This window comes from Dyadobacter sp. CY323, assembly GCF_021390245.1.
Taxonomy (GTDB): Bacteria; Bacteroidota; Bacteroidia; order Cytophagales; family Spirosomataceae; genus Dyadobacter.
This window is the reverse complement of sequence record NZ_JAJUXH010000019.1, coordinates 144,770-169,280: the sequence shown is the minus strand read 5'-3', so window position 1 is coordinate 169,280 and position 24,511 is coordinate 144,770. Positions and strand designations below refer to the sequence as shown.

Annotated in this window: 18 protein-coding genes and 1 tRNA gene; 10 read left to right on the top strand and 9 right to left on the bottom strand. The window is 46.9% G+C overall.

The window, feature by feature from the left end; genetic code table 11:
* Positions 1-174 precede the first annotated feature (174 nt).
* Positions 175-247, top strand: a tRNA-Lys gene (locus tag LZG72_RS23040).
* A 253-nt stretch (positions 248-500) separates the two neighbouring features.
* Entirely contained in the window at positions 501-1,733 is a 1,233-nt protein-coding gene (locus LZG72_RS23035; protein WP_233877485.1) for a site-specific integrase, read from the top strand.
* 102 nt (positions 1,734-1,835) lie between these two features.
* Here LZG72_RS23035 and LZG72_RS23030 read toward each other — a convergent pair whose 3' ends face one another.
* On the bottom strand, positions 1,836-2,885 hold the full coding sequence (locus LZG72_RS23030) for a hypothetical protein (RefSeq protein ID WP_233877484.1): 1,050 nt from the start codon (positions 2,883-2,885) through the stop codon (positions 1,836-1,838).
* A 346-nt stretch (positions 2,886-3,231) separates the two neighbouring features.
* On the opposite strand from LZG72_RS23030, the gene LZG72_RS23025 reads away from it, so the two are divergent.
* Positions 3,232-3,498 carry a hypothetical protein gene (locus LZG72_RS23025; protein WP_233877483.1) on the top strand — a complete coding sequence of 89 codons (267 nt, stop codon included), beginning with the start codon at positions 3,232-3,234 and terminating at the stop codon, positions 3,496-3,498.
* Positions 3,499-3,519: 21 nt separating this feature from the next.
* Positions 3,520-4,176, top strand: a complete 657-nt coding sequence (locus tag LZG72_RS23020; RefSeq protein WP_233877482.1) for a hypothetical protein — start codon at positions 3,520-3,522, stop codon at positions 4,174-4,176.
* Positions 4,177-4,563: 387 nt separating this feature from the next.
* Here the strand turns inward: LZG72_RS23020 and LZG72_RS23015 are convergent, their stop codons facing one another.
* Positions 4,564-4,968: an EthD family reductase gene (locus tag LZG72_RS23015; RefSeq protein WP_233877481.1), complete on the bottom strand. Its 405-nt coding sequence runs from the start codon at positions 4,966-4,968 to the stop codon at positions 4,564-4,566.
* Between the two features lie 181 nt (positions 4,969-5,149).
* On the opposite strand from LZG72_RS23015, the gene LZG72_RS23010 reads away from it, so the two are divergent.
* The 6 genes from LZG72_RS23010 (at position 5,150) to LZG72_RS29360 (ending at position 10,996) form a co-directional block, all read left to right on the top strand.
* Entirely contained in the window at positions 5,150-6,058 is a 909-nt protein-coding gene (locus LZG72_RS23010) for a hypothetical protein (RefSeq protein WP_233877480.1), read from the top strand.
* Between the two features lie 45 nt (positions 6,059-6,103).
* Complete coding sequence (locus tag LZG72_RS23005; RefSeq protein WP_233877479.1) at positions 6,104-6,697, top strand: RNA polymerase sigma factor; 594 nt, start codon at positions 6,104-6,106, stop codon at positions 6,695-6,697.
* Positions 6,669-7,862 carry a hypothetical protein gene (locus LZG72_RS23000; RefSeq protein WP_233877478.1) on the top strand — a complete coding sequence of 398 codons (1,194 nt, stop codon included), beginning with the start codon at positions 6,669-6,671 and terminating at the stop codon, positions 7,860-7,862. Before LZG72_RS23005 ends, LZG72_RS23000 begins: the two co-directional genes overlap by 29 nt.
* 28 nt (positions 7,863-7,890) lie before the next feature.
* Entirely contained in the window at positions 7,891-8,463 is a 573-nt protein-coding gene (locus LZG72_RS22995; protein ID WP_233877477.1) for a Crp/Fnr family transcriptional regulator, read from the top strand.
* A gap of 60 nt (positions 8,464-8,523) precedes the next feature.
* The gene (locus tag LZG72_RS22990) at positions 8,524-8,973 is read left to right on the top strand and encodes a carboxymuconolactone decarboxylase family protein (RefSeq protein ID WP_233877476.1); all 450 of its coding nucleotides are present in this window, start codon (positions 8,524-8,526) and stop codon (positions 8,971-8,973) included.
* 244 nt (positions 8,974-9,217) lie between these two features.
* On the top strand, positions 9,218-10,996 hold the full coding sequence (locus tag LZG72_RS29360) for a response regulator (protein WP_233877475.1): 1,779 nt from the start codon (positions 9,218-9,220) through the stop codon (positions 10,994-10,996).
* A 34-nt stretch (positions 10,997-11,030) separates the two neighbouring features.
* Here LZG72_RS29360 and LZG72_RS22980 read toward each other — a convergent pair whose 3' ends face one another.
* The 7 genes from LZG72_RS22980 to LZG72_RS22950 form a co-directional block, all read right to left on the bottom strand.
* Positions 11,031-12,521 carry a neutral/alkaline non-lysosomal ceramidase N-terminal domain-containing protein gene (locus tag LZG72_RS22980; protein WP_233877474.1) on the bottom strand — a complete coding sequence of 497 codons (1,491 nt, stop codon included), beginning with the start codon at positions 12,519-12,521 and terminating at the stop codon, positions 11,031-11,033.
* An 85-nt stretch (positions 12,522-12,606) separates the two neighbouring features.
* Positions 12,607-15,564: a PVC-type heme-binding CxxCH protein gene (locus LZG72_RS22975; RefSeq protein WP_233877473.1), complete on the bottom strand. Its 2,958-nt coding sequence runs from the start codon at positions 15,562-15,564 to the stop codon at positions 12,607-12,609.
* Positions 15,565-15,630: 66 nt separating this feature from the next.
* Entirely contained in the window at positions 15,631-17,217 is a 1,587-nt protein-coding gene (locus LZG72_RS22970; protein ID WP_233877472.1) for a twin-arginine translocation signal domain-containing protein, read from the bottom strand.
* A gap of 50 nt (positions 17,218-17,267) precedes the next feature.
* On the bottom strand, positions 17,268-18,896 hold the full coding sequence (locus LZG72_RS22965) for a RagB/SusD family nutrient uptake outer membrane protein (RefSeq protein ID WP_233877471.1): 1,629 nt from the start codon (positions 18,894-18,896) through the stop codon (positions 17,268-17,270).
* 20 nt (positions 18,897-18,916) lie between these two features.
* Positions 18,917-22,396 carry a TonB-dependent receptor gene (locus LZG72_RS22960; RefSeq protein WP_233877470.1) on the bottom strand — a complete coding sequence of 1,160 codons (3,480 nt, stop codon included), beginning with the start codon at positions 22,394-22,396 and terminating at the stop codon, positions 18,917-18,919.
* Positions 22,397-22,624: 228 nt separating this feature from the next.
* Complete coding sequence (locus LZG72_RS22955; RefSeq protein WP_233877469.1) at positions 22,625-23,686, bottom strand: FecR family protein; 1,062 nt, start codon at positions 23,684-23,686, stop codon at positions 22,625-22,627.
* A 127-nt stretch (positions 23,687-23,813) separates the two neighbouring features.
* Positions 23,814-24,413 (bottom strand): RNA polymerase sigma factor, encoded by a 600-nt coding sequence (locus tag LZG72_RS22950; RefSeq protein WP_233877468.1) that lies wholly within the window; start codon positions 24,411-24,413, stop codon positions 23,814-23,816.
* Between the last annotated feature and the right edge of the window lie 98 nt (positions 24,414-24,511).

The window sequence follows — 24,511 nt, the reverse complement described above, 5'->3', positions numbered from 1 at the left end:
ATTCCCTTCAGTAATTGCCTGGTTACAACATATACCCCCATTTGTTAAAAAATTTTCAAGCACAATCCCCTAATAAATAGCCTTTTACTCGCGCGGGAGCACTTTATCCACAAAAAACATGATACATAAATTTGCATAATATTCTTTAAAACGTACTTTTGCACCGCGTTAAAGGATTCCGTAGCTCAGCTGGTAGAGCAATACACTTTTAATGTATGGGTCCTGGGTTCGAATCCCAGCGGGATCACTTGAAGAAATAACAAAAAACATCAAAAGCCTGCAAATCAATAGATTAGCAGGCTTTTTTCTTTCCGGATTATGCCAAAAGATTCAATTTCCTACAAATTTTTGGTGAGTAATTCGGTGAGTTGATTAATCTGCAAATTTTACTCACCAGAATCGCTGTAACATATTGTGTGTGAACATGCTCACGCCGTAAACATCTTGTGCTGATTAGGCTTGCAAGACTACATTTGTTCAACTTTTAACCTGAAATGGGTATGAAAACAAAGATCAGTCTGCTTTTCTATTTAAAGAAGCCGAAGAATTATCAAAAAGGGCCTGTGCCGATTTACCTAAGAATTACTGTTGAAAGTAAGAGGGCCGAATTTACAACCGGGCGAGAATGTGAGCCCAGCCGGTGGAATGCGGTTGCTGGCAGAGTGACTGGTGCGAAAGAGGCCGTGAAGTCTGTTAATTCCTATCTCGGCAACTTGGAGCAACAATTGCTGGACGCGCACGCTGCGTTGGTTCGTGACAATGCTTTGATTACAGCCGAAACAATCAAAAACAAATTTCTAGGAGTAGGTCCTAAGCAGCGGTTACTGATGACAGTGATCGCTGACCATAACGAGCGGATGAAGGCATTGGTCGGCCAAGAATATGCGATCGGTACCTTCAATCGCTATAAAGTTTTAGAGCGCCATACACTCGCATTCCTGAAAGTGACATTCAACACAACCGATTTTGACATTAGCCGCATCGATTTCGCTTTCATCGCTGACTACGAGTTCCATTTGCGTTCTGTTCGTAAGATGGGCAATAATGCGGTAGTGAAGCACATGAAGATGTTCAGGAAGATCATAAACATTTGCCTTGGCAATGGCTGGATGAATCTTGATCCATATTTGAATTTCAAGGGAAAGTTTAAGAAGGTCGATAAGGCGATCCTAACCCGCGCTGAACTTGACTTGATGGCGAGCAAAGAGTTTGCCAGCGACCGGCTTTCACAGGTGCGGGATACTTTTCTTTTTTGTTGTTTCACCGGCCTAGCTTACTCCGACATTCAAAAGCTCCAAAAAAGCCAGATAGCAAGAGGAATCGACGGTGAACAATGGATTTTTAGCCAGAGGACGAAAACGGATATCAAATCGCATATTCCGCTGCTGTCGGAAGCGCTTCGCATCATCGACAGATACAAGGAACATCCGCTTTGCGAATCTCGCGGCCTCGTGTTGCCAGTACCGAGTAATCAGAAGATGAATGACTACCTGAAAGAGATTGCCGTGCTTTGCGGAATTAATAAGGTTCTAACTTCACACGTAGCAAGGCATACGTTTGCGACAACAATTACCTTGCAAAATGGCGTGCCGATTGAGAGTGTTTCTAAAATGCTGGGGCATACTAACATTCGCACTACGCAGATCTATGCGAAGATATTAGACACCAAAGTCAGCGAGGATATGCAGGCTTTGAAAGGGCGGCTTTCAAAAAGGTTAGTAACGGAAGGTTAGCGCTGCACCTTCTCTCTCACGACCCCTCCTATTTGTGAGAGGGGATCGCGAGCGAGAAGGTGAAAATAACTGTTAATGAAATGGTGAAAATTCATTTGAACCTCAGTGATAGACGAACTTTTGATACTCATACTCATCTTTTCCGAATGACTGGGCTAGCTTTTTAAAATCATTATTCTTCCTATCGCTACCAAAATAACAAGAGACCCTTTTAAGGCTCTTATTTTCGAGAATAGGGATGAGGTTTTCAGGGCTTTGGTTTTGTGCCATTAAGTAACTGAATTCAATTAAGGCAGGCGCAGATTTCAATTCACTCAAGTCCATCAAACCTTTTAGATTTTCAAGGTCAATACGCCTTAGTTTCCCCAAGCTAGATATTGCAGGAAACACGGCGAGCTGCGGTAGTGATTGAAGAAATAAGTTTTGTAACGATTTTAAGTCCGATAAAACCGACAGGTCTGAAAGTCCTCTAACTTGCCAAATTTCCAGGTATTTCAAATTGGGTAGGGATTTTAATGCACTTAAATCCTTTATACCTCCTAACTTAATATCAACGGACCATAAGCGTTCCAGATTCCTTAGGTATTCGATATCCTCGGTTGATATAGATCGCAATACGATTTTTTCGAGTTTTTTCAACTCATTAATTGCCTCAATCCCCTTGCTCTGCTTTTCTAAAAATAGTTCGTTAAGTTGAGTAAACCGACCAATCGTCTCAATCCTTGGTTTTTTTGATCGAGTCTGATATAGCGAAAGCCGCTTCAAGTGAGGGTCGACATTATTCAGGAACTCAAAGTTATCAAGTCCAAAAACGCCTACATGCAGTCCATCTAAGTGCCGGATTCTCGTAACTACATCAATATTAGTGACCTCCATCAGACAATCTACAGAGAGCTCTCTAATCGATGGTATCTTTTCAATAAAGCTTAGATCACATCTCTCAGAATAGTGCCCATACACCCTCAGGGCGATGTCTCGACGTTTGGAAAAAACAACTTGTTCCAGTAAGGCAATGGTTTTAGTATCAATCGGCTTGGAAAGCTGGATTACAGAAGTTTTCAGATCTTCTGCCAATTTAGCCAATTCATTCGCGGTCACGCCCTTTGAAATTTCATAGCGACCAGTGGCTAGGTCTACCGTAGTTAAGCTCACAGACTTTTGTTACGTGAAGTAGTATCTGCTAAATATAAGGCTTTTCTTGAATTCGTTCATGACGGAATGAATATCACTTTTCCTTCTCCATTCAACAGCCAAGTTCGATCCGAGAACTTCGCGATTGCCTCTTAACCGCAATGGCCAGATGTACAATTGTAATACAATTGAATCTGGCCCGCCCAAACGCTCCGAAGTCGCTGGCGGGAGAGTTTTATAAATATTCCTATATTGTCTTTTTAATGGATGATCACACATATCTGTCACAATATAAAAACAGATCTCGGCATCCATTGCAAAAATCGGCTTGAAAGTTTATCAATTTAAAATTCTTATTTCGATAATAATGCCCGTGGAAACGATAAGGACAATTGACCAGCATCTACTAGCAAATACCTTTTTCCCGCCAGAGGCTGAAATATGGAAGCCTGGAAATTCAGTCTACGAGGGCGTATTTATCCAGAAGATAAATGCAAGACAATTTATAGTCCATGCGCAACGCCACATGGCATTAGACCCATTTCAGTTAGCAGAGAAGGCGAACTGGGTATTTGATTCGTTAGAAGGCGCCTATAAAAAATGGAGCGATCTAGAAAACGGTATTTATGATTGAACATAATTCAAACATCAACGAATGAATCGAAAAACGCAATTGATCAGCATGCTAATGAAATTCCAACCTTTAACCTTTGAAAACGATGTATTTTACATCAAGCCTGAGTTATCAAAGAAATTGCACTCATTGTTTTTCATTCAAGAAGATTTAAGAATTGTATCAAAAGCAGTTGAGAAATTTCAGCTTCTGATCTCAAATGCAGAATCAAGTGGAGAGTTAGACGTTGACTTATTAGAACTCATTGGTCACGGTATGATCACTACCTACGGACGCTGTTTCACGGAAAGCAGCGGTTATAGATGGCTTAAAAAATCAATCTTTGATGGACATAATGATCTTAGTGAAATACACAGCGAGGTTATGGATTTGCGAAATAAATCCGTTGCGCATCGAGAAGACACCTATCGATTAGAGGCGGTGGTCGGATGGGTTATTCCTCGTAATAATCCTGGCGCAAACAGTTTTCGGCTAGAATTTCGGCGTACAGGAGTAAAGCCCGGCGACCTTGGGAAGTATCGTAAACTCTTCGACTTCGTTTCGGCATATGTCCTCCACGCAATCGCCTTGGAAAGAGAAAAGATGATCGTTAGAATTCAAAAATTATCAGCCAAAGAACGGCAACAATATCGTTTGGATATCTACCTAGACAAGCTTCATAAGACAGACGGTGAATGAGAACTTTAAAGCGCCTGAGCCCAGCAAGTGCAAGAATTTGATTCATTTACTTATATTTGAGCTAATTGCAAGCTGATCACTACATCTTGGTGAGTGACGCGGTGAGTACAAGATTTGCTAGGATATAAATGATTGATAAACAATTTGTTCTCTCAAAAAGTATGATCCCGGCGGGATCACTTGAAGAAATAACAAAAAGCATCAAAAGCCTGCAAATCAACAGTTTGCAGGCTTTTTTCTTTTCTGGGTTATGCCAAAAGATCCAATTTCTCACAAATTTTTGGTGAGTAAATCAGTGAGTTCAAGGAACTGAAAAAGGTATAAAAACCAAACTCAGGCTGCTTTCTATTTAAAAAGCCGAAGAATACCGAAAGGGTCTGTACCGATTTACTTTACCACCTCACTTACTAAAATGACAGGGCTGATATTGGTGTAGTTTGGGAAATCTGCACGGATGGCGTCTCTGTTTGGCGCGATAGCTGCTTGATAGTCGCTTAAACTCTTGACATAAAATGCACCGATAGCCATAAAAGGCAGTGGTTGGTTGGGAATACCACTGGCAACTCCTTTTTCAATGGTGTATTTAACCAGATTTGATCCTAAAAACCCTGCTACCATAGGCATATGCTTCGTTTCATAATACTCGATATTAAAGGTTTTACCTTCGGAATATGGATACATCACGGATACCTTAATTAAAGCCTTTTCAGCAGCCGTGTCAGGCTTTAATTGACTAAATGCAGCAAAACAAGTGGTTAAAAGAAAAAACGATAGGATCAGTTTTAATTTCATAGCTAATTATTTAAGTGATAAATGTTCAATTGAAAAAATGTTGGACCAATTTAAAGAATGTGCCACTTTTATCAACGCATACAGCATTTAAAATCAGGTTATTATAAAAAAAATAAACTTCATGCATCCGCGCACTGCATCTTTCGGGTCTAATGGGTTGTATAAACTCCCGATAAGGACCATGAGAAAAAGGATATCCTATCTATTGCTCTGCGCGGTAATGACGCTGGTGGGCTGCAACCGTGCCAAAGAATTGAACCCGCAATCCGAAAATGTGCCCGTAAAGGCATTTCAAGCCGTGAAAAAACGTTTTCCGGAATCGACCAGCCTGGTCTTCGCACCACTGACGCCTGAAAAAATCTGGTCTGTTGATTTCATGAGTAATTCCCGGCAATACAAAGCGGTCGTTGATACGCAGGCGGTACTGGCGAATGCAAGATTTCTGAACAACCAGCTTCCCGAGCCGCTGGTGCAGTTCCTTGACAAGCTAGCTATCCGCGGCGGGACCGTCGCCAGTGAGACCTGGGAAATCCAGCCTGAAACCGCCGCAGGCGAGGATTGGCCGCGAGTTGCATTTGACTATCAATGGATGGGCATGGAGCGCACCATCAAGGTGATCACCAATGGGGCAAACAACGTAAAGTTTGCTCTAACTATGGGTTCGCAATCAACCCTGGCCTACTATGTCGAAAAGCCAATGGATGTATCCCCGAAAATTGGGAACTACCTGAAACGGATCGGCATGGCAGAACATCCCGGAATGTGGGTTTCCTATGACCAGGATGGCCGCAGGACGTTTGTTAACAGGAACGGGATGTTTATTTTCGACCAGGATGAAAACCCGTTATTTGTTCTGCATGGATCGGTTGTCAAGCAGGAAGATCTGCCGGCCTTTGTTTACAATTACATCAATGCTTCGCCGGAAATGGACGGTTTTATTTTCGAGTCCGCAATCCGTTTTTCGGTGGATGGATGCTCAGGGTATCACATCAGCGTACGAAAAGACACGGAGATCGGACAAATATTCAACCTTTACTTTAATGACAATGGGGACCTGATCTATCACGAATTTACAGCTTATCAATTTTAACAATGCTCAATAGGAATAACCGCTCCTTTAACCGATTTCCATTTGATGCTCTTTTCTAAACGACGGTACAATTCTCTGACAGAACTCGTTGAAGGTTGCCAGCGGGGCGAGCAAAAGGCGCAGAATGCATTTTATGACCGCTATCAGGGCAAAATGCTCGGCATTTGCCGCAGGTATGCACGTACGCTTTCAGAAGCGGAAGACATTTTCCAGGAGGCGTTTATTAAGGTTTTCAAGAAAATAGATGACCTCAATGCGCCGGAGTCGGCCGATAGCTGGGTCAAATCGATCATCATCCGTACCGCGCTGAGTTATTATGAAAGGACGACGAAAAAAGAACTCATGAGCGCTCCCATTGACCTTAACGTGCAGAACTGGGATTCAGGCGGATTCAGCCCATGGGGTCATGTCGATATTGAATTGGTACTAAAAGTGCTGAGCGACTTGCCAAACGGTTACCGGACGATCATCAATTTGTACCTGATCGATGGCTATAACCACATTGAGATCTCGGAAATGATGGGCATAGAGGCCTCTACCTCAAAGTCGCAGCTCATGCGGGGTAAAAAGCTTTTAATGAAAAAATTACAGGAAACAGGCATAATTGAAGATGAACGGATCGAACGAGGAAAACTTTAAGGAACCATTGGGCGACTGGCTGAAAGAGTCCTTCGAACAGTTTGAGTTGACCCCGGGGCCATCACTCCGAAAAAGGGTCTTTGCCGGGCTACCGCATCACCGCAACCGTCTCATCTACGCCGCATTGGGGTTGCTGACGGTGCTTTTGCTGACGCTGTATTTTACGAAAACTGATAAGAAAGAAAGTGCGGTTGCAACCAATTATGGTAAAAAAATCCCCCCGCGACATGTAGGCCCTGTCAAAACAATCGGCACATCGTCACCGAAAAATGCCACGGCTCAAAGGGTAAAGCCGGTCAGAAAGCCCGATCGGGCAGCGGACCTTCGGGTTTCCGTTCTTGTCCCTACCAGGCAAGTCCGCACCAATTTCTCACATGTCGACCTAGTCGCGGAGCAGCAACCGGAACCGGAAGCTTTATCGGCAAGCTTGCCGACACCATCTTCCCGGCCATTGCTGACGAGCCTCCCTATTCGCCCCGTCAAACCATTGAAGACCAGTTTGCCGGTCTGGCCTGAGATCGCCCCGGATTCGGATACAGCGCCCCCCATCCTGAAAAAAAAGAATGTTACCGGATGGTTTTTATCCATGACCCCCTCTCAAAATTTTCAGATGCTGTACGTGCGCTCGAACCCTCAGATGATCATCGAAAACATCCGGTTTGCAGGGCTGTCATCCATGCAGTCCAAAGGTATCAGGCTGGCCGCGGGATTAGAGCATTGGGGTTTCAAATGGTCGGCCGCATATACCTTCCTGCAATACCAGACACGGTTTGACATTGGCGGTCAAAAAATCGAAATGGAGCAAACCGGCCCCGGTCAGTATAAGATCACACGCCAGTACACATCCATGAATGAAATCAGACAGTACCTGCATTTCATCGGTTTGGGGGTAGCCCGCCAGTTTGATTTCCAGGCCCCGGCCCTTCGCCCCTACTATGCAACCGCGGGCATGGAATACACCAGGTCCATTTCAGGCAACCAGGGACTGGCCATGGTAAACGCTAGCTTTGCCCGCAAGCTCCGCGTGCGGGTGCCATTCCAAATTTCAGTCGGACCATATGTAGCGGCAGGTCTCCATGATCTTAAGATCAGGTCGCTGGAATGGCGTTACAGGCCTTACCAGGTGGGCGTGTCTGTGACATTGTCCGGAGTTGCGAAGGAGTAGAAGTACTTTTTAACCTAAACCGTTTGCAATGCAACAACTGCTGGATCATATCCGGAAATACTGTGCCATTCAAATCGGCGACGCCGATTTGATCAAGTCATTTTTTGAGCATAGAACATATAAAAAGAAAGAGCTCCTGCTGACAGAAGGCCAGCGGTGCTTCGAAAAGTTCTTCATCGTAAAAGGCTGCGTGCATGTAAGTTACCTCAGGCAAAACGGCACCGAACAGACCATCGATTTCGCTTTGGAAAATTGGTGGACCTCGGATTTTACAGCTTTCCAGAAGGGCACCACGTCCCAGTTCTCCGTCCGCTGCACAGAGCCTGTCGAAGTGTTATGTATCAGTGCCGATAATCAACGGGCACTTCTCGAACAGGTACCGCAACTGAATGCATATTTCCATCAGGTATTCCAGCGTTCCTATGCCGCGTCTCAGATGCGGTTGAGGTATCTTTATGAATTTTCCAAAGAGGAGTTGTATCAGCATTTCCTGGAACATTTCCCGGATTTCACCCAACGGGTACCGCAATATCTGCTGGCTTCTTTTTTAGGCTTTACACCTGAATATCTCAGCGAATTAAGAAAAAAGTTTAGTTCTTAAACCAGTTTAAGAATCTGATGCCGCAGGTTCCTGACCTTTGTATTATAAACATTAATTGTTATGAACAAAGTAATCAAACACCGGCTCGACGTTTGGGAAGAGGAGCCACAATACTGGGAGCTGATATCTGCAATAGACAAACGTCTGTATCAATCCACTCTCCCCAAAAGCCTGATAGAAATTATAAAGATCAGGGTTTCACAGATCAACAAATGCGCCTATTGCATTGATTTCCACACGCAGGATGCATTGCGGCACGGGGAGACGCCCCGGCGCATATTCGCTTTGTCAGCCTGGCAGGAAAGCCCCCTATTTTCCGACAGTGAGCGATCGGTGCTCGAAGTGGCAGAGGAAATGACTTTTATTTTTCAGCATGGCGTTTCTGATCAGGCCTACGAAAAACTGCACTCATTCTTCCAAAAAAAGGAAATTGCGGATATCATGATCTGTATTTCGCACATGAACTTTTTAAACCGGATCGGGATCTCCACTAAAACGCAGGCGTTATGAGTGCATTTGCGGGAAATCTATTCCTTTAAACTTAAACCGTCTTCCTCCGTTGTTTGACGCCATTTTAACGACATTAAACCCGCCGGCCGATCAATCTCAACGTGCACCTGAATGCACCCGAGATTTTTGTACAATTACTTGTTGTTTCGTATAGTCATATTTATTTACCGTCAAGTACTAAATAGTAGCGGAAAATGTGCTCCAAATCGCTACTTTGCGATGTTTTATATCGAGTTTACTGGCAGTGGCAACAAATAAATTATTCCATAAGATAAAGGATGATCCACACGGTTTGCAGAATCTTTGGGAAAAAGAATTCGAAGCTAAATCCTTGTGGGGTAACAGGATATTTTGTTTGACGTTTATGGTTGGTTATCCATTGACCTCCATTTTGTATTACCTGAACGGCAACCCCAATTATCGATCCATTTTTCAGATACAAATTGCCTGCAGCATTCTGGTAGCACTGATCATTTTCCTGCATTTCAGGGAGAAAATAAATAGTCAGAATGCTTCTTTTTTCAGCCGGCTTCTGCTGATCATTTTCCATTCGTTTATACTGGCCCGTTTTCAGACTCTTTATTATTATGATCTGAGCATTAACCTGACCTTACAGCTGATATTTTCGATCTGGGTGCTCGGCTGGAATTTTCGTTATGCCCTGGTTAGTTCGATAGCCACGATCCTGTTTTTTTCGCTTGGACTTTACATCCATGGAGAGGATGTGCTGATTCGTTTTTTGAAAGAAGGCGGCTTCTTCTACTTTCTGGGACAAACCGTTTTTCCATTGATTTTGCAGATGCGGTATAACAAGCATTACCGGGAATTTATCTATTCCCAAAGTCTGCAAAGGCAAAATAAAGAGCTGGAAAAACAAAACCAGCTGGCGAGGGAGGCCATGCAGGCAAAATCCGATTTCCTTTCTATGATGAGCCATGAGATCAGGACCCCACTGAACGGGATCGTAGGAATTACGCATCTGATGCTGCAAGAAGATTTGCGAACGGATTTTCAGAAAGAACTGGTCGGGACTTTAAAGTTTTCGTCAGATCACCTGATGGCGGTCGTAAATGATGTTCTTGATTTCAATAAGATCAATTCCGACCACGTCAAGCTTGCAAGAAAACCATTTGATCTTTCCTTGTTTCTCAATAACCTTGAAAAAACGTTCATCCCGCGTGCCCGGGAAAAAGGGTTGGACTTAATCTTCGAAACGGACCCGGCCCTGCCTGCGCACCTGACAGGCGATCAGGTACGTCTCAATCAGATCATTACCAACCTCATCCACAATGCCATTAAGTTCACCGAGAAAGGTTTTGTAAAACTGGGGGTCAGGGAACAAAAAAGGGATGAAAGTCAGATATCGATATACTTCGAAATCAGCGATTCGGGGATCGGAATTCCGTTGGAAGATCAGTCCTCCATTTTCGAGATTTTTGTGCAAAGCAGTATAGAAGCCAATCGTGGCAACCGCGGAACCGGACTAGGACTGGCTATTACCAAAGAACTTTTACGACTTTTTGGAAGTGACATAAAACTGGAAAGTAAGCAGGGGCTTGGATCGCAATTTTCTTTTTGCATTGATTTCGCCTATTCCGATCTGCAACCGGTGGAGGAAAAACCGGTAGGCGTAAAAGTTACTCTGCCGGAAGCGCGGGTTTTGGTCGTGGATGACAATGCGGTTAACCTGCTATTTGCCACGAACCTGCTCAAAAAGGTCGGTTTGCAATACGATAAGGCCGAAAATGGCTGCGAAGCCGTTGAAAGATTTAACAACAATCACTACGATCTGATATTGATGGATCTTAAGATGCCCGTCATGAATGGTTTCGAAGCTACCCAGATCATCCGTGCACAAGGCTCCCTGATACCCGTAATCGCGCTGACAGCTTCCGCGTTTACCGATGAGCGTGACAAGGCATTGTCCAGCGGGTTTTCAGAATACCTTGTGAAGCCTTTTCTTCCAAAGGAATTTTACGACCTTGTTTTTACTTTTTTAAAAACCGAGGAGCAGAGTAGCTGACGTTCCGACCAGGGTCCATTAGATCATTATACTCTTATTTTTTCATCTGATTAAATTGCTCCAGCAAACGCTTTGTGATCTTAGCAGAACCTTGTTTTTCAACGCGGTTGGTTCCCAGCCAGGTTTCATATCCACCTAACTCATGCTGTTCCGGAGTCGGCAGATAGCCGTAACTTCCATTGGCCAGCTCAATCACAAAAGTTGATTTAAATGGACTTTTGGCTTTTATTTCCAGCCCTGTTTCGGCAAATGTCTCGAACGGAATCGCTGCAATTCCCAGATCACCGATTTGCAAGGTCTGCATGACGACATCGATTTTATCGGGCCAGTTTTCCTGAATCTGTATGATCCGTTTCGCATAAGTGGGTTCCTGCTGATGGTAATGCTTCATCTTGTCCGGGTTAGCGAGCACTTCCTTCGCTCTTGCCAACATGGCAGGGGTCGGTTTCCGCACCTCAAGATTCAATTCGCTATATACTGCTCCCAACTTCACATCGGTTTTGTAAGTCAGTCCCTTGCTGCCTTTATAGGCGGCTTCCGCGACATCTTTCGCTACGATCTGCATTTTCTGATAGCTGCTCATTTTTTCGGCAGGCCCTCTGAAATTGATGTTATTTATATTTCCCGAAGTCCCGTTTGACATCATCGCCACAAACCCGGCGACGTTTTTATCTGCCTCTACCAATTTGGTAAAATATCCCGCAAAAGCGCCGAAATAATCCGAACTAATGTGGTCTGCCGGAACCCCGCCGACATAGTGCAGCGAATAATTGGCCAGCAGCCCGATCGGTCTTCCATCCAGAGCCTGAACGGATACGAAATACAATTCGGGATCGGTCGGTCCCGCAGGTCGCACGAGATCCGGATTGCCGACGCCCGGGTTCATCCTTGCTTTATCTTGTCCTCCAAATGGGTTGGGAACGTCGGCCCCTTCCTTCATAATCCACCTTCTATTGAAAACATGTTGCGGAACCTGCACCGAGCCCCAGCCGATTTTGGCCGGTTCCTTCTGATAAATAGCCCGCCTTACACCATCGGCAATGCGTTTGGCAACAAAGGTCTGGTACTCATCCAGCGGTCGGGCATAATTAAAATTCATACGTTGATCGTCGACACCGCTTGCGCTCACGCTCGAATGCGTGTGGGTAGCAGCTAACAGGATATTTTCCTTTTTCATACCCGTTTTTTCCTGGATCAGCTGGCGTGCATAGTCAAATACCTCTCTGCTGATCTGCAGGTTGTCCACGATGACAATGGCGATTTGCTGCTGGCCGTCATCCAGCACCAGTGATTTTGCAAAAAGCTCGTCGTGAATGTACTTGGCTTGTGGCGGGACACCGAAATTACCAACGATCCCGCCTTCCAGAAACGGAGTGATATTACTCAGAGATGCCCCCGCCTGAAGTACATACTGTTTGGATTGAGCCCGCGCAGCTGTGAATTGTAAAACCATTAAAATCAGCAGAATTATGTATCGGGATTTCGGATTCATACCAGGACCGGCATTGCAAAAAAGTGTTTTCATCGTGTTCAGGAATAGTTGATTGGTAAATGATAAACAATCCATTTAGGATTAGTGTAAATGTTATACTAATTGGAGTTTTTTAATGCTAGCCCGACGATTTCAAAAATGCGATCAGGTTCAGCAGCTCCTGGCCGCTCATCGTTTGCTCCAGACCATTGGGCATCAGCGACACGCCGGGATTAGTCAGCGTTTTTATATTTTTTCTGAGAATCGTTTCCTCTGTCGAAAAAGCGGTGCGTATCGTCAGTGAATTTTCCGTTTCGGAAAGCAGCCATCCGGTAACCGTATTTCCTTCAACCGTTTCGACATTCAGTGCCTGATAGGCCGGATACACTTCATAATTGGGTACCAGGATATGGAGCAATATGGCATCCGGAGGCTGGTTACGGATTCCGGAAAGGTCAGGCCCAACATTTCCACCCTGCAAGCCGGAATGGGTATGACAAGCAGAACAACTTTTCAGAAACACCTCTTTTCCCTGCGCGGCGACGGCCGGCTCCCTGAGCTTAGCCCGAAAATCCTGGTAAACCTTCATCCTCCCTCCCGACTCAAGTTCGGCAAAATACCCGGCCGCCTTCTTACTGATCACTTCATTTTTGTGGCTCATCAGTCGCTGGCGGTCATTCGAAGTGATCTCGGCCGCGCCGATAGCCTTACTTTCAAGTCCGGTAAACACCACCTGGATAAACTCCGTATTCGATACCAATGCAGCAATCACGGCGCTTTTCACCCGCGGCGTATAACCCGACCAGGTCTTCTTATCCGTCAGTAAAGCTGCTCCCTGGGGGTTTGCCAGCCTGGTCAATGCCGCTACCGTTTCGATTTGCAGCTCAGGCGGATTTTTAGCATTTAACGTCTTTTGAAGCGTCGGCCTGGCTTTTTGAAAATCGTAGAACCCTAGCAAAGCCACCGCATCCTTCCGTTGCGGAACGGGCAGATCCTCCCTGAGCGCGACGGCGTTCATAGTCTTCATGAAAGCTTCCAGCTGCTTCACCGCAGACTGCCCGGAAGTACCTTCCAGCAAAGCCTGCAACACCGGCTTGCCAGTACTGCTAAACTCTTTTCTCCTGGCCACACCCTCGGCTAATCCGAGGATCGTCGACGCCCGCCAATCCTCAGCTGCATTTTTATCCAGTGTTTCTATCAACAATTCCCTGCATGCCTGAACCGACGCCGCATTTCCGAACAACCGGCCCATTTCCTGCATGACCAATGCATATGCGCGATCATTTTTCCCTTTTTGTTTTTTTAATGCGGTCAGGAATCCCGGTAACCTTTCCGAAATTCCGCTAAGAACGGCGTTTCGAGTCCACTTATCCTCTCCATCCATGGCTGCAATTTTCGCGAGCGCGTCCAACGAAGCCTGCGTTTTGTAGTTCCCCAATGCCAGAGCAGCTGTAAAGCGTACCCGTTTGTCGGCGTCACTTGCCAGGGGTGCCAATAAGTCGCTGACCACGGCGGCATCCATAGCGTTGCGATCGGTGAGTTTCACTGCTTGTTCGCGGACGCCGGATGAAGGGTCACGGAGCGCCTTTTCCAGCACGTTTTTGTCTAGCGTTTGCAAATGACTGAGTAACCACAGTGCAGCAGCCCTGCTCTCGGCTTTCGAAGAATTGATCGCAAGAGTTTTCAGGCCAGGAGAATACTGAGCGCTTTTATTCTGGAGTATAACCCTGAAAGCAGTTTGGCGATGCCATTCGTTATCGGAGTCCAAAGCTGCGAGCACATCCGCCTGGTTCTTGAAATCCGGACGTTGCCGGTTGGCTGGCTGGCCTTTTTTGTAAATCCTGTATAACCTGCCGTCTGACTTTCCGCTTTCAAAATCCAGCAGGTGACGGGCTTCCTCGGGAACATAAGACGGGTGGTCAATCACTTTCCGGTGCATATCCGCCAGGTACAAAGATCCGTCCGGGCCATGGTTAAGAAACACGGGCCTGAACCATTCGTCGGTAGAAGCCAGAAATTCTTTGTTCTGATCGGCCAGTTCGGAGCGGAAACCGGCACCATCGGGACTCATCAACTGTCGTTGCACGAGGTTTTGCGCCGGCTCACAGATAAACACATTTCCCTTATGCGCGTTGCTCATCCGGTTGCCATTGTACACCAGCAAGCCACAGGCCGAGGTAAATGTACCTGTGTGCGAAAGCCCCATGAGCTTGGGAATGAACTCGGCCGTCGTCACCGCCCCGCTAATGGGCATTACTTTCGCATTGGCCTCCACATTCGATACGTTCTGATAGGTTTCTGTAAATAACAAGGAAGGATTTCTCTTCAGATCCCAGGGCGCGATCATCATCTGCATGACCGGGTGCCGGTTGGAGGTACCAAACCTGCGTCCAAAAGGATCAAAAGTCAACCCGAACTGGCTGCGGCCACCCGCATTTTCGAAAACAAAAGTCTCCGGGTCAAACCGACCGTCCGCCGAAGTAAAATTAACCGCTTCGCGTTCAGGATGCTTTGGTGAAGTTACCGTTCCACTGTTAAGTCCGCTGGTGATGTACACCCAGCCATCGAGCCCAAGTACCGGGTGACTGATCCTGATCTGGGCCGTTTTATCCGAATTAAAACCTGTTAAAACAATGTCTTTGATATCGGCAACCCCATCTCCATCCGTGTCTTTGAAATAATAAACATGCGGGGCGCATGTAACAAAAACGCCTCCTTTCCAGGGTAAGATACCATTGGGATACGTCAGATCGCCTACGAATTCACGACGTGTCTCGTACTTCCCGTCGCTATCGGTGTCCCGCAAAAGCGCTATCCTGCCTATGGCCGGCGCTTTCGAACCATCGATCGGATCCGGATATCCCCTATCCTCGACGACATACAAATCGTTTTGCTCGTCAAAGGCAAATGCAACCGGATCTATCACGAGCGGCTCCGAGGCGACCAGTTCTATGCCTAATCCTTCTTCCAGTCTGAAACTCTCCATTGCTTTTTTCAAGCGAAGGGAATCTGCCCCCGGGCCGGAAGTGCTATCCTGTTTGGGGCTCAAAGCAAATGCAAAACCAATGGCTATAATTAAAAAAACTCTTATTTTCATTGCAAACGACTGTGTACGTTGACCTGTTTATTTTAAATTCCTGATAAGAAGAAATTGCATTCCTAATCAGGCCAGCTCCGGTGCTACGCTGCCGTATTCCCAGGGCTTACTGCTGAAATCCGGGGCTTTTTGTCCGATAGGTGCATCGCCCGGTTTAAGCTGTCGCGCCAGATCGATCCCAATGAAAGCCATGCGGTCACCGGCGGCGATTTCCAGGTTGCTGTACAGCGTAAGGCGGGTTTCGTAACCGCCGCCACCCGATGCAAATGCTTCGCGGGTTGGCACGTAGCCGACGCATCCATTCGCCAGCATCGAGATAAACGTGTACTCAAACGGACTATTCATTTTGATATCCAGTCCAAATTGGCAAAAATACTCGGACGGATTAGCGACAATGGCGACCGGCCCTATTTGAATCACCTGAATCTCGACAGGAACAGTGGGAGCCTTTTTTGCTTTTGCATCAAGCATAACAATCTCTTTTGCAAAAGTCCATTTTGTGACACCGACCTCCTCCGGATTCTTTTTTACCATTGCAAGGCTTTCCTTCACTTTCTGCGAAGAAGGCAGACGGCGTTTCATGTTTTCCCGGTGAACCTTGTAGCCTAATGGCGAAAGTGTTCCCCGCGGCATATCCAGCAGTACTTTCACCGCCTCGGCCCCAACCCGTGCACCGACAAAACGAGCCCAACGCTCGCCCTGACGGTTTGTGAATGCATTACGATTATCTACCTGGGTAACATCGCCCGCCGCTCCCTGAATGAACACCACCACGCATTCGGGACCAAAAGCGCCGCGAATGGTTTGTTCGAGGTAGTAGACCCAGTTGGCAGACACGCCCCCGGGATTCGTTGTGGTGTGGCAGGTATAATTTACCATGCAGCCGATACACTTGTCATTTTTATCCCAAACCCCCACTACTCCTACTTCCGGATCGATCGGGCCGGCAGCCTTGACGATATCCGGGTTGAGTTGTCCCGGATGCGTGTAGGTGAGGCCATTTTTCATGAAAAACCTCCGGTTAAAGGCTACCTGGTCTTCCAGCCCGCGACCGACGCCAATTTCAACCTCGGCTAATTTTCCATGGGCTTCCGATACTGCGGCGACAATCTGGTTCTCGACTGTTTCGAGGTAAGCGGCATTGGCACACGAAGATTTGTCGTATGCCAGTTCCTTTACCAGGCTGTCGGCCCAGTCGAACTCGCCGGGCTGGACCATACCCGTCGGGCCGGATGAATGGGAATGCGTGGCGCAGATCAAAATCGCATCGGCGGGGATCCCCGTTTGGGATTGTATCCTTTTGCGCGCCGCAGCAACCAGCGATGCGGATAACATCAGCGCATCGACGGATACCACTGAAACGATACTTGTGCCATCATTGAAAACCGAAGCCCGAACTTTGCAAGGATCGTGTATGGACTTGTGCAAAACCTTTCCATATCCGCCCGGCTGCTCCATTCCAAGTGCAGGCGTAATATCCTTTTCTGCGAAAGCGGCTTTTGTTGGACTTTCCGCCACCTGCTGCCGGTCAAATGGCAATGGTTCCGCGGCCCTGCTCCTGTTCGCTTCCGAAACCTGGCCAAGCCCCGCGGCGGAGGCTACAACCAGCGACTTTTTTATAAAATCTCTGCGGCTGTCAACGTTTTTTTTCATCTCAAAGACACTTAATGACTAGAATTTTAGAATTACTTATCCAATACAAACTACCAGCCCGGATTCTGGGTAAGACTCGGATTGAGTGCTGTTTCCTGCAAAGGAATCGGATAGAGATAAAGCTTATTATTCCATGTTCTGGCTGTAATTCCCGGATATATAACCCGGTTGGCTTTTGTAGCCGGATCCTTGGCACCTTGCATTGTTTTCGGGTTTTCCAGCAATTTACCTGCCCCCCATCTCACCAGATCGTCCCACCGGATTCCCTCTGCGCAGGTTTCGAGGCGTCGCTCCCTTCTGATCTCATTCAGAAGCGGCGTGATTGCTACTTCCCATTTAGGCCAGTTAGGGTCAACAAAACCTACTTCTGCTTTCAAATGAGGCATTTTCACCCTGTCACGCAGGAGATTCACAGTCTTGTCGAGCACGGCCTGCGTGCATTCTCCGAGCTCTGCCTTGGCCTCTGCATAGGAAACCAGTAGCTTTCCGTAGCGGAAAACAAAGTCATCGGTCGTGGAAGTGCTGGGCAGTCTGTCGCGTTCATACGGACTGTAACCTTTGATAATGAAATAACTTGTCGGACTGTAGTTATTCTGGAATTCAGGCATCGGTTTGTAGGTTGTGGAACCGTCATCGAAAATCCGGTACGGCCGTTTGGACTGGTAAACGGATTGGTCCATGCGCGGATCCCGGTTGATGAACTCGTCTGCAAAATTGGCGTCGCCTTTGTAGAGCGGGCTCAGGGCAATGGGCAGACCGTCGATGCACAGGTACGATTCCACAAAATCCTTGCTGTAACCGGTGTACGGCTCACCCAGCTGTCGAACGTTATTGTGCATACGTTTATCAGTGATGTAACGCTGCACGAGAATCCCCTCCGGATTTCCTTTTAATTCATACTGGACAAACAGATCGAAATAATCCTTTGCAGGGTTCCCCGTCGACCATACACCGAAACGCCCGGAGCTGATCACCGCCTCGTAAGCTTCCACGGCCTTCTTCAGAATCGCCAGATAATCTCCCTCCTTCTTCTGGTATTTTCTGAAAGTACCTTCATAAAGTGCGATATCGCCTTTCAATGTCAATGCGGCGAATTTCGTAACTCTGTCCTCGGTGGAGGTTTCGGGAAGGCTTTGTATGGCAAAATCCAGGTCAGCCAGCATCTTGTTCACCACCGTTTCCCGCGAATCCCGTGGAGCGACAAGTTCCTCCGATTCGGTATCAAGGCTCGATTCGATCCAGGGGACCTCGCCGAATTTTTTTAGTTTATCAAAATAAAAAAACGCGCGAAAGAAGCGTAATTCTCCATGTGCAAGCTTCAAGGCGGCATCTTCGGGAACACCGGCGATCCTGTCCAGTGCATAGTTCACCTTCCTGATCGGGAGCCAGTCTGCTTTGTCCCAGCCGCCTCCCGAAGAAGGTATCGGATATTCACCCCAGGTATAGGGGTTCCTGCTGCTGGGTACCTGATTATCACTAAAATTATCAAGCGTATACCAGGCCAGTCTCGCATCATATAAATTGGGATAGAACTGGGCAGCGTACATCTTAAAATCTGCGCCGGTTTTCCAGAAATTTCCGTCGCTGATCTTGTCCTCCGGAAAACGCTCAAGAAAGTTGTCGTTGCAGCCGGTTACGAGAAAGGCAGAAATCAGTGTTGTAAAAAGTATTTTTTTCATTTCCGTGCTCATTAATGGGTTTAGAAATTGATGTTTGCTCCCACAGACAGCGACCTGTACAATGGATATGAGCTTGGTCCGGCCAGTTCCGGGTCGGAGATCTTGATCATCTTAGTAGCTGTCCACAGATTGGCTCCCGTGAAGAATACTTTAATGCGCTCCATCCCTACTTTTTTGCTGATATTTAATGGGATCGTGTATCCAAACGACAATTGTTTCAGCCTCAGGTAAGCCCCATTTTGTATAAATCTCGACTGCGTTGCCGTAACATCCGCCGCCCCTGAAATGATAGGCCTCGGAAAAAATGCATCCGGGTTTTCGGGCGACCAGTAGTCCATCGCCGTTTTTGCAATCCCTACCCACTCATTCGAGTATTGCGTAAGGTAATACAGCTGCGACAAGTTGACCTCTCTTTTGGCTACACCCTGAAAAAAGACATCCAGATCAAATCCTTTCCATTTCCAGTTGGTACGAAAGCCGTAGCTGTACCTCGGAGTGCTGTTCCCGATCACGCTCATATCTCCCGGGTTACTGAGTGTTTGTGCGCCGCGTGTAATCTTTCCGTCGCCATTCAAATCTTCCATAAAAAGATCACCCGCCTGCCTTTTCCGTCCATTGATATTGGACTGATCGAGCGCCAGAGCCTGCTCATCTGTCTGGAACAAGCCACCGGTGGTTAACCCCCAAATTTCGCCGAGGTTATGTCCCACATAGTAATCGGAAATGAGCCCGGAAGGATTGCTGTATTTGGTGATTTTGGCTGAATAGTCGGACAGGATCACCGTTGCTTCATAACGTACCTCTCCTATTCTGTCCCGCCATTCGATACTCAGGTCGAAACCGGACGTTTTCATATCTGCCGCGTTGGACTGCGGTTCTGTGACCGCGAGCACGGCCGGGAGCGTTTGTGATTTCGTCAGCATATTCCGGGTATCTCTCCGGTAAATGTCAAAAGAAGCGTTCAGACGGTTTTTGAACAATGCGATGTCTACCCCGAGATTCGCCTGCGTGACAGTCTCCCAGGTGAGCGTCGGACTCACCAAACCTGGCGCGTACACCGACATAGGTCTTTCTCCATTGATCAGATAGGGTACTTCCGCCGCACTCAATGTGGCGATATAGGGATAATACCCGGTTACATTCTGATTACCGAGCGCTCCGTACGAAGCCCGGAATTTCAGCAGGTCCACATTTTTTTTCAACCCCGAAAAGAAGCCTTCATTATCCAGACGCCAGCCGACGGATACGGAAGGAAAAAAAGCAAACCGGTCTCTTTTGACAAACTTCGAAGTACCATCATAGCGGCCATTGAATTCAAACAGATACTTGTCGTCGAAGCTGTAATTCAGGCGGGCAAATGCGCCTCTGATCGCATATTCGTCGAGTCCGTCGGATGCAAACCTTTCTCCCGAAGCCAGGCTCATGTAGGGAACGTCGTTAATGATCAGGTTTCTGCGTTCGGCTTTCATCCAGGCATAAGAAGCATTTTCCTGGTTAAACCCGGCCAGCAGCTTTACGTAGTTTTTCCCCAAAGTCCTGGTGTAGTCGCCATATGCATTGATCACATAGTAATTATCGTCATAATTGGTCCTGATCACCCGGTTTGGATTAGATCCGCCATAATAACCGGATGCCTCTCCCGCGCCGTTATAAAAAGGAAGAAGCGCGAGATACGACATCTCATTTGTATTCTTTGTGTTAAAAGAATAATCCACGTTGAATGTGGTGTTGGGAATCGCGGTAATGGTTGCTTTTCCGGTAAGCCAGATGTCGTTTATTTTCCTGGTTTGATTCCCGCCTTCCTTGATAAACTGGGCTGGATTTGCAATGGATCCCTCATGCGTCCATTTGCCATTGGGATCGTACAAAGGCTGGGTTGAGTACACATTGGTCTGATAAATAGTACCTGCTTCCGGGAATGAATTCCTGAAATGCGCATCATTTGGAGGAAACTCTTTGTTGCTGTTGTTCACCGAAATTTTAGTTCCCAGTTTCAGCCATTTGGTTACCTCATAATTCAGATTAGTCATCAGGTTGTACCGGTTGAACCGCTCGTTAAACAAATCCTTATTCGTCAATCCGGTCTGGTGGATGTACGACAATGAGCTGTAATAATCGAATTTCCCTGATCCGCCAGAAATACTGGCTGAATGCTGCTGCATCGGGTATCTTTTGTTCATCAGGATGTCTTCCCAGTTCGTGTTCGCAACTCCTATCCATTCATTCGGATTAGAAGGGTGGATGATCGCCTGCGGCTTGGTCGGATCATTGTAATGCGCCATCATGGCCGCGACCGTAATGTCATCATAATAATTACGACCATTGACCCTCATATAAGCCTCATTCATATAAGCGATCCGATCTTTAGTATCAATGAATTTAATACGCGTAGTCGGCGCGTTGGAGGTGATGATGGATGAAATGGAAACACTGGGCCTGTCTTTTTTCTTACCACTTTTGGTAGTGACCAGTATTACCCCATAAGCAGCGCGAGCGCCATAAATGGCGGCCGATGCAGCGTCTTTTAGAACAGTCACGCTTTCTATGTCATTCGGACTGAGCAGGTTGATATCCATCGGAATTCCATTAACCAGAACCAGTGGCGAGCCGCCGTTGATGGACGTGTTGCCGCGGATGTTAAAAGTTGCCCCCTGACCCGGCGAGCCGCTTCCCTGATTTACATTCAGGTTGGAAATGGTTCCCTGCAAACCTTGTCCCAGGTTGGTGATCGGCCGGCTTTCCAAAACCTCCGAAGTCACGGTCGAAACCGCACCGGTCAGGTTGGCTTTCTTCTGTGCGCCGTATCCCACAACCACAAGCTCTTCCAGCGATTTGGTGTCCACGCTCAAAGCTACTTCCACAAGCACCTGGTTTCCAACTGTGATTTCGCGGCTCGTGTAACCGACAAATGAAAGTACCAGCACGGAATTTTCGTCGACGACATCGATCGAGAATTTTCCGCTTCCATCGGTAGTGGTACCCGTAAGGCTTCCTTTCAGCAAAACACTGACTCCGGGGAGTCCCGCTCCATTCTCATCCTTTACGGTCCCCCGCACGAGCCGCTCGGTTACCCGGGACGCTGGCTGAGGTGTTTCTGTCAGCCCGACATCATCCGACTCTTTATTCGGTAACGGTCTCACTATACGACTGACGATTATTTGCTTGTTGGAAACCTCATAGGTCAGCTTTAATGGAAGTAACAACTTATCCAATACGGTGGAAAGCGGTTCGCTTTTTGCTCTTAAAGAAACTTTCAGCGCCGGGTTCACACTGTTGGAACTGTACAGAAACTTGACCCCGACCTGCTTTTCGAGCTTTGAAAAGACGGTTTTGATCTCCTCCTGTTCTGCCGACAGAGACACATGTTTGTTCAGCAGCTCCTGCGGTCTGGCCACGTGGGCGTTCACAGCGCTGATCAGGGAGGCAATAAGTAAGGTTTGTAATAATGTGACGCGCATAATTTTAGCCACCAGCGAGTTGGAGCGTAATGCTTTTCCCATAAATTTGAATGTTTGTTACGTTTACTCAATGAACAAATCATTCTCCCGTCCACGCCAATGGACCGGGAGAGCCTTTTTCTAACGACCGGTCCGCGCCAAGCAAACCGGTCGTTTTCGTTACTGTCGTCTCATTTTGGAATGGTTAAGGGTTAAAAAAATTAAAGGTTTAGGAATAATTCATACATAAAAACGCCACATCTCACCGCCCGGCGGCCCGGATCTCACATCTCACAAACACCCCTCCGACTCAATCACAATCTCCCCATCCCCAGCCACTTTGTAATCGGCCCCGAATGCCTTGCAAACCAATCTTATTTTTTCATATAATGTTTCTGTTGTAAATGAGGCAGTTACCCTGCAAACATTCATTACCTGCTGGTCATAGCGAATCCGGACATTGTACGTTTTTTGTAATGCATCAAAAATCTCCGACACCCTCGTATCCTCGAATTCCTGAACCTGAGAGGAAGCCACATGTTCCGGCTTCGCCAATTTTTCAAGCAATAACCGTTTGCTGGCCAGGTCCAGCGTGATGATCTCATTGGGATTTACAACCTTCCCTTCCGGCTCATCGTCGGCGGATTGTGCGGAATCTGAGCCGAAGACGGTTACCCTGCCCGTTTTAACCGCCACTTCCACACGCCTGTCATCGGGAAAAGCCTTTACATTAAATGAAGTTCCCAAAACTTTGGTTGTCAGCCCATTCACGTACACATAAAACGGTATTAATGGATTTGGCACCACCTCAAAAAAACCTTCTCCCGCCAAACGGACCTCCCTTCTTCCCCCCTTCTCATACGCTGATACCAGGTATTCCACCTTACTTTTCGGAGCAAGCAGCACGGTACTCCCATCGGGCAGGTCAACAGGGAAAATCTGATTTCCCGGATTGGCAATCACTTTTACATCTGACCTGGTTTGCCGCGTGGCAATTGACGGCGTGTCGCGGGTACCAAACCACCAGCCTGCTCCCGCGGCAATCAGAAAGATCGCCGCCGCCATCCATTTCCATCCAAGCCAGGTTCTTTCTGTCTCCAACTCAGCCGGATCTTCTTTCGTCCGCTTATCGATCCTCGTCCAGAGTCTTTGCTTGTTTTTGTCACTCAATTGCTCGGCTGGCATCTGGTCAGCTGCGAGCAAAATCATTTTAGCCTGCATCATGGCTTCCTGCCGGTCGCGGTGCGTGAACTCATATTGCTTCCACGCCGAACCCTCGGCTCCATGCTTAACAAACCATACAAATTTTGGGTCTGACAAAAATCTCCGAACTTCCGGATCTACAAAATCCATATCAAACAAATATTGTATTATAATTTTCTAAAAGCACCAAAGAAAGATTTACTCCATTTAACTCACTTGCATGAAATATTTTTTACAAAATTTTGCGAGTTCGTTTGACAGGCCAATAAAACACTGATTACAGCCCCGATGTTTCGAAGAAAGAAAGGATCAGCGGGAAGAAAGGCATCATGTGCCGCAATTTATATAGAGAGCGTTGAAGAATATTCCGGACAGACTGCTCATTCATTTCCATGATACTTGCAATGCGGCCTACGTCGAATCCTTCATAATAATGTAACCGTATCGCTTCCAGCTGACGCGGGGTCAATGCGGCGAGCGCAGTTTGCAGGTGCTGCCGTTGTTCCGTTTCCTGCTCGCCGGAAACGATCTGCATTTCGACCGAATCGACGGAAACCCGCTCAAACAAATAATCACTGGACCGGTCGAATGCCTGCTCTTTACCGGAAAGCTTTACAATTGCCCTTCTCAGGCTGCGGAAAAGGTAGTATTTAATAGAGGTAGTGTCCGAGAGGCGCTCGCGGGAATGCCACAAAGTCACAAAAAGATCCTGGATCGCGTCTTCGACAATGTGGGCATCGTTTGAGAAATGGAAACCATAATTGTACAATATGCCGGCGTAACGCTCATACATATTTGAAAAAGCCATTCTGTCACCCAGTTTGAACCGAACCCACAAATCAAACTCGTCATCGGCAATTACAGGGGCAGATCTCATGGTGGTTGTCAAAAGCAGGACTAAAATTATATTTTAACAAAACCAGTATCTTATACAATTCTTCGCAATCCTGATACTATCATCATCATTCGGCATGC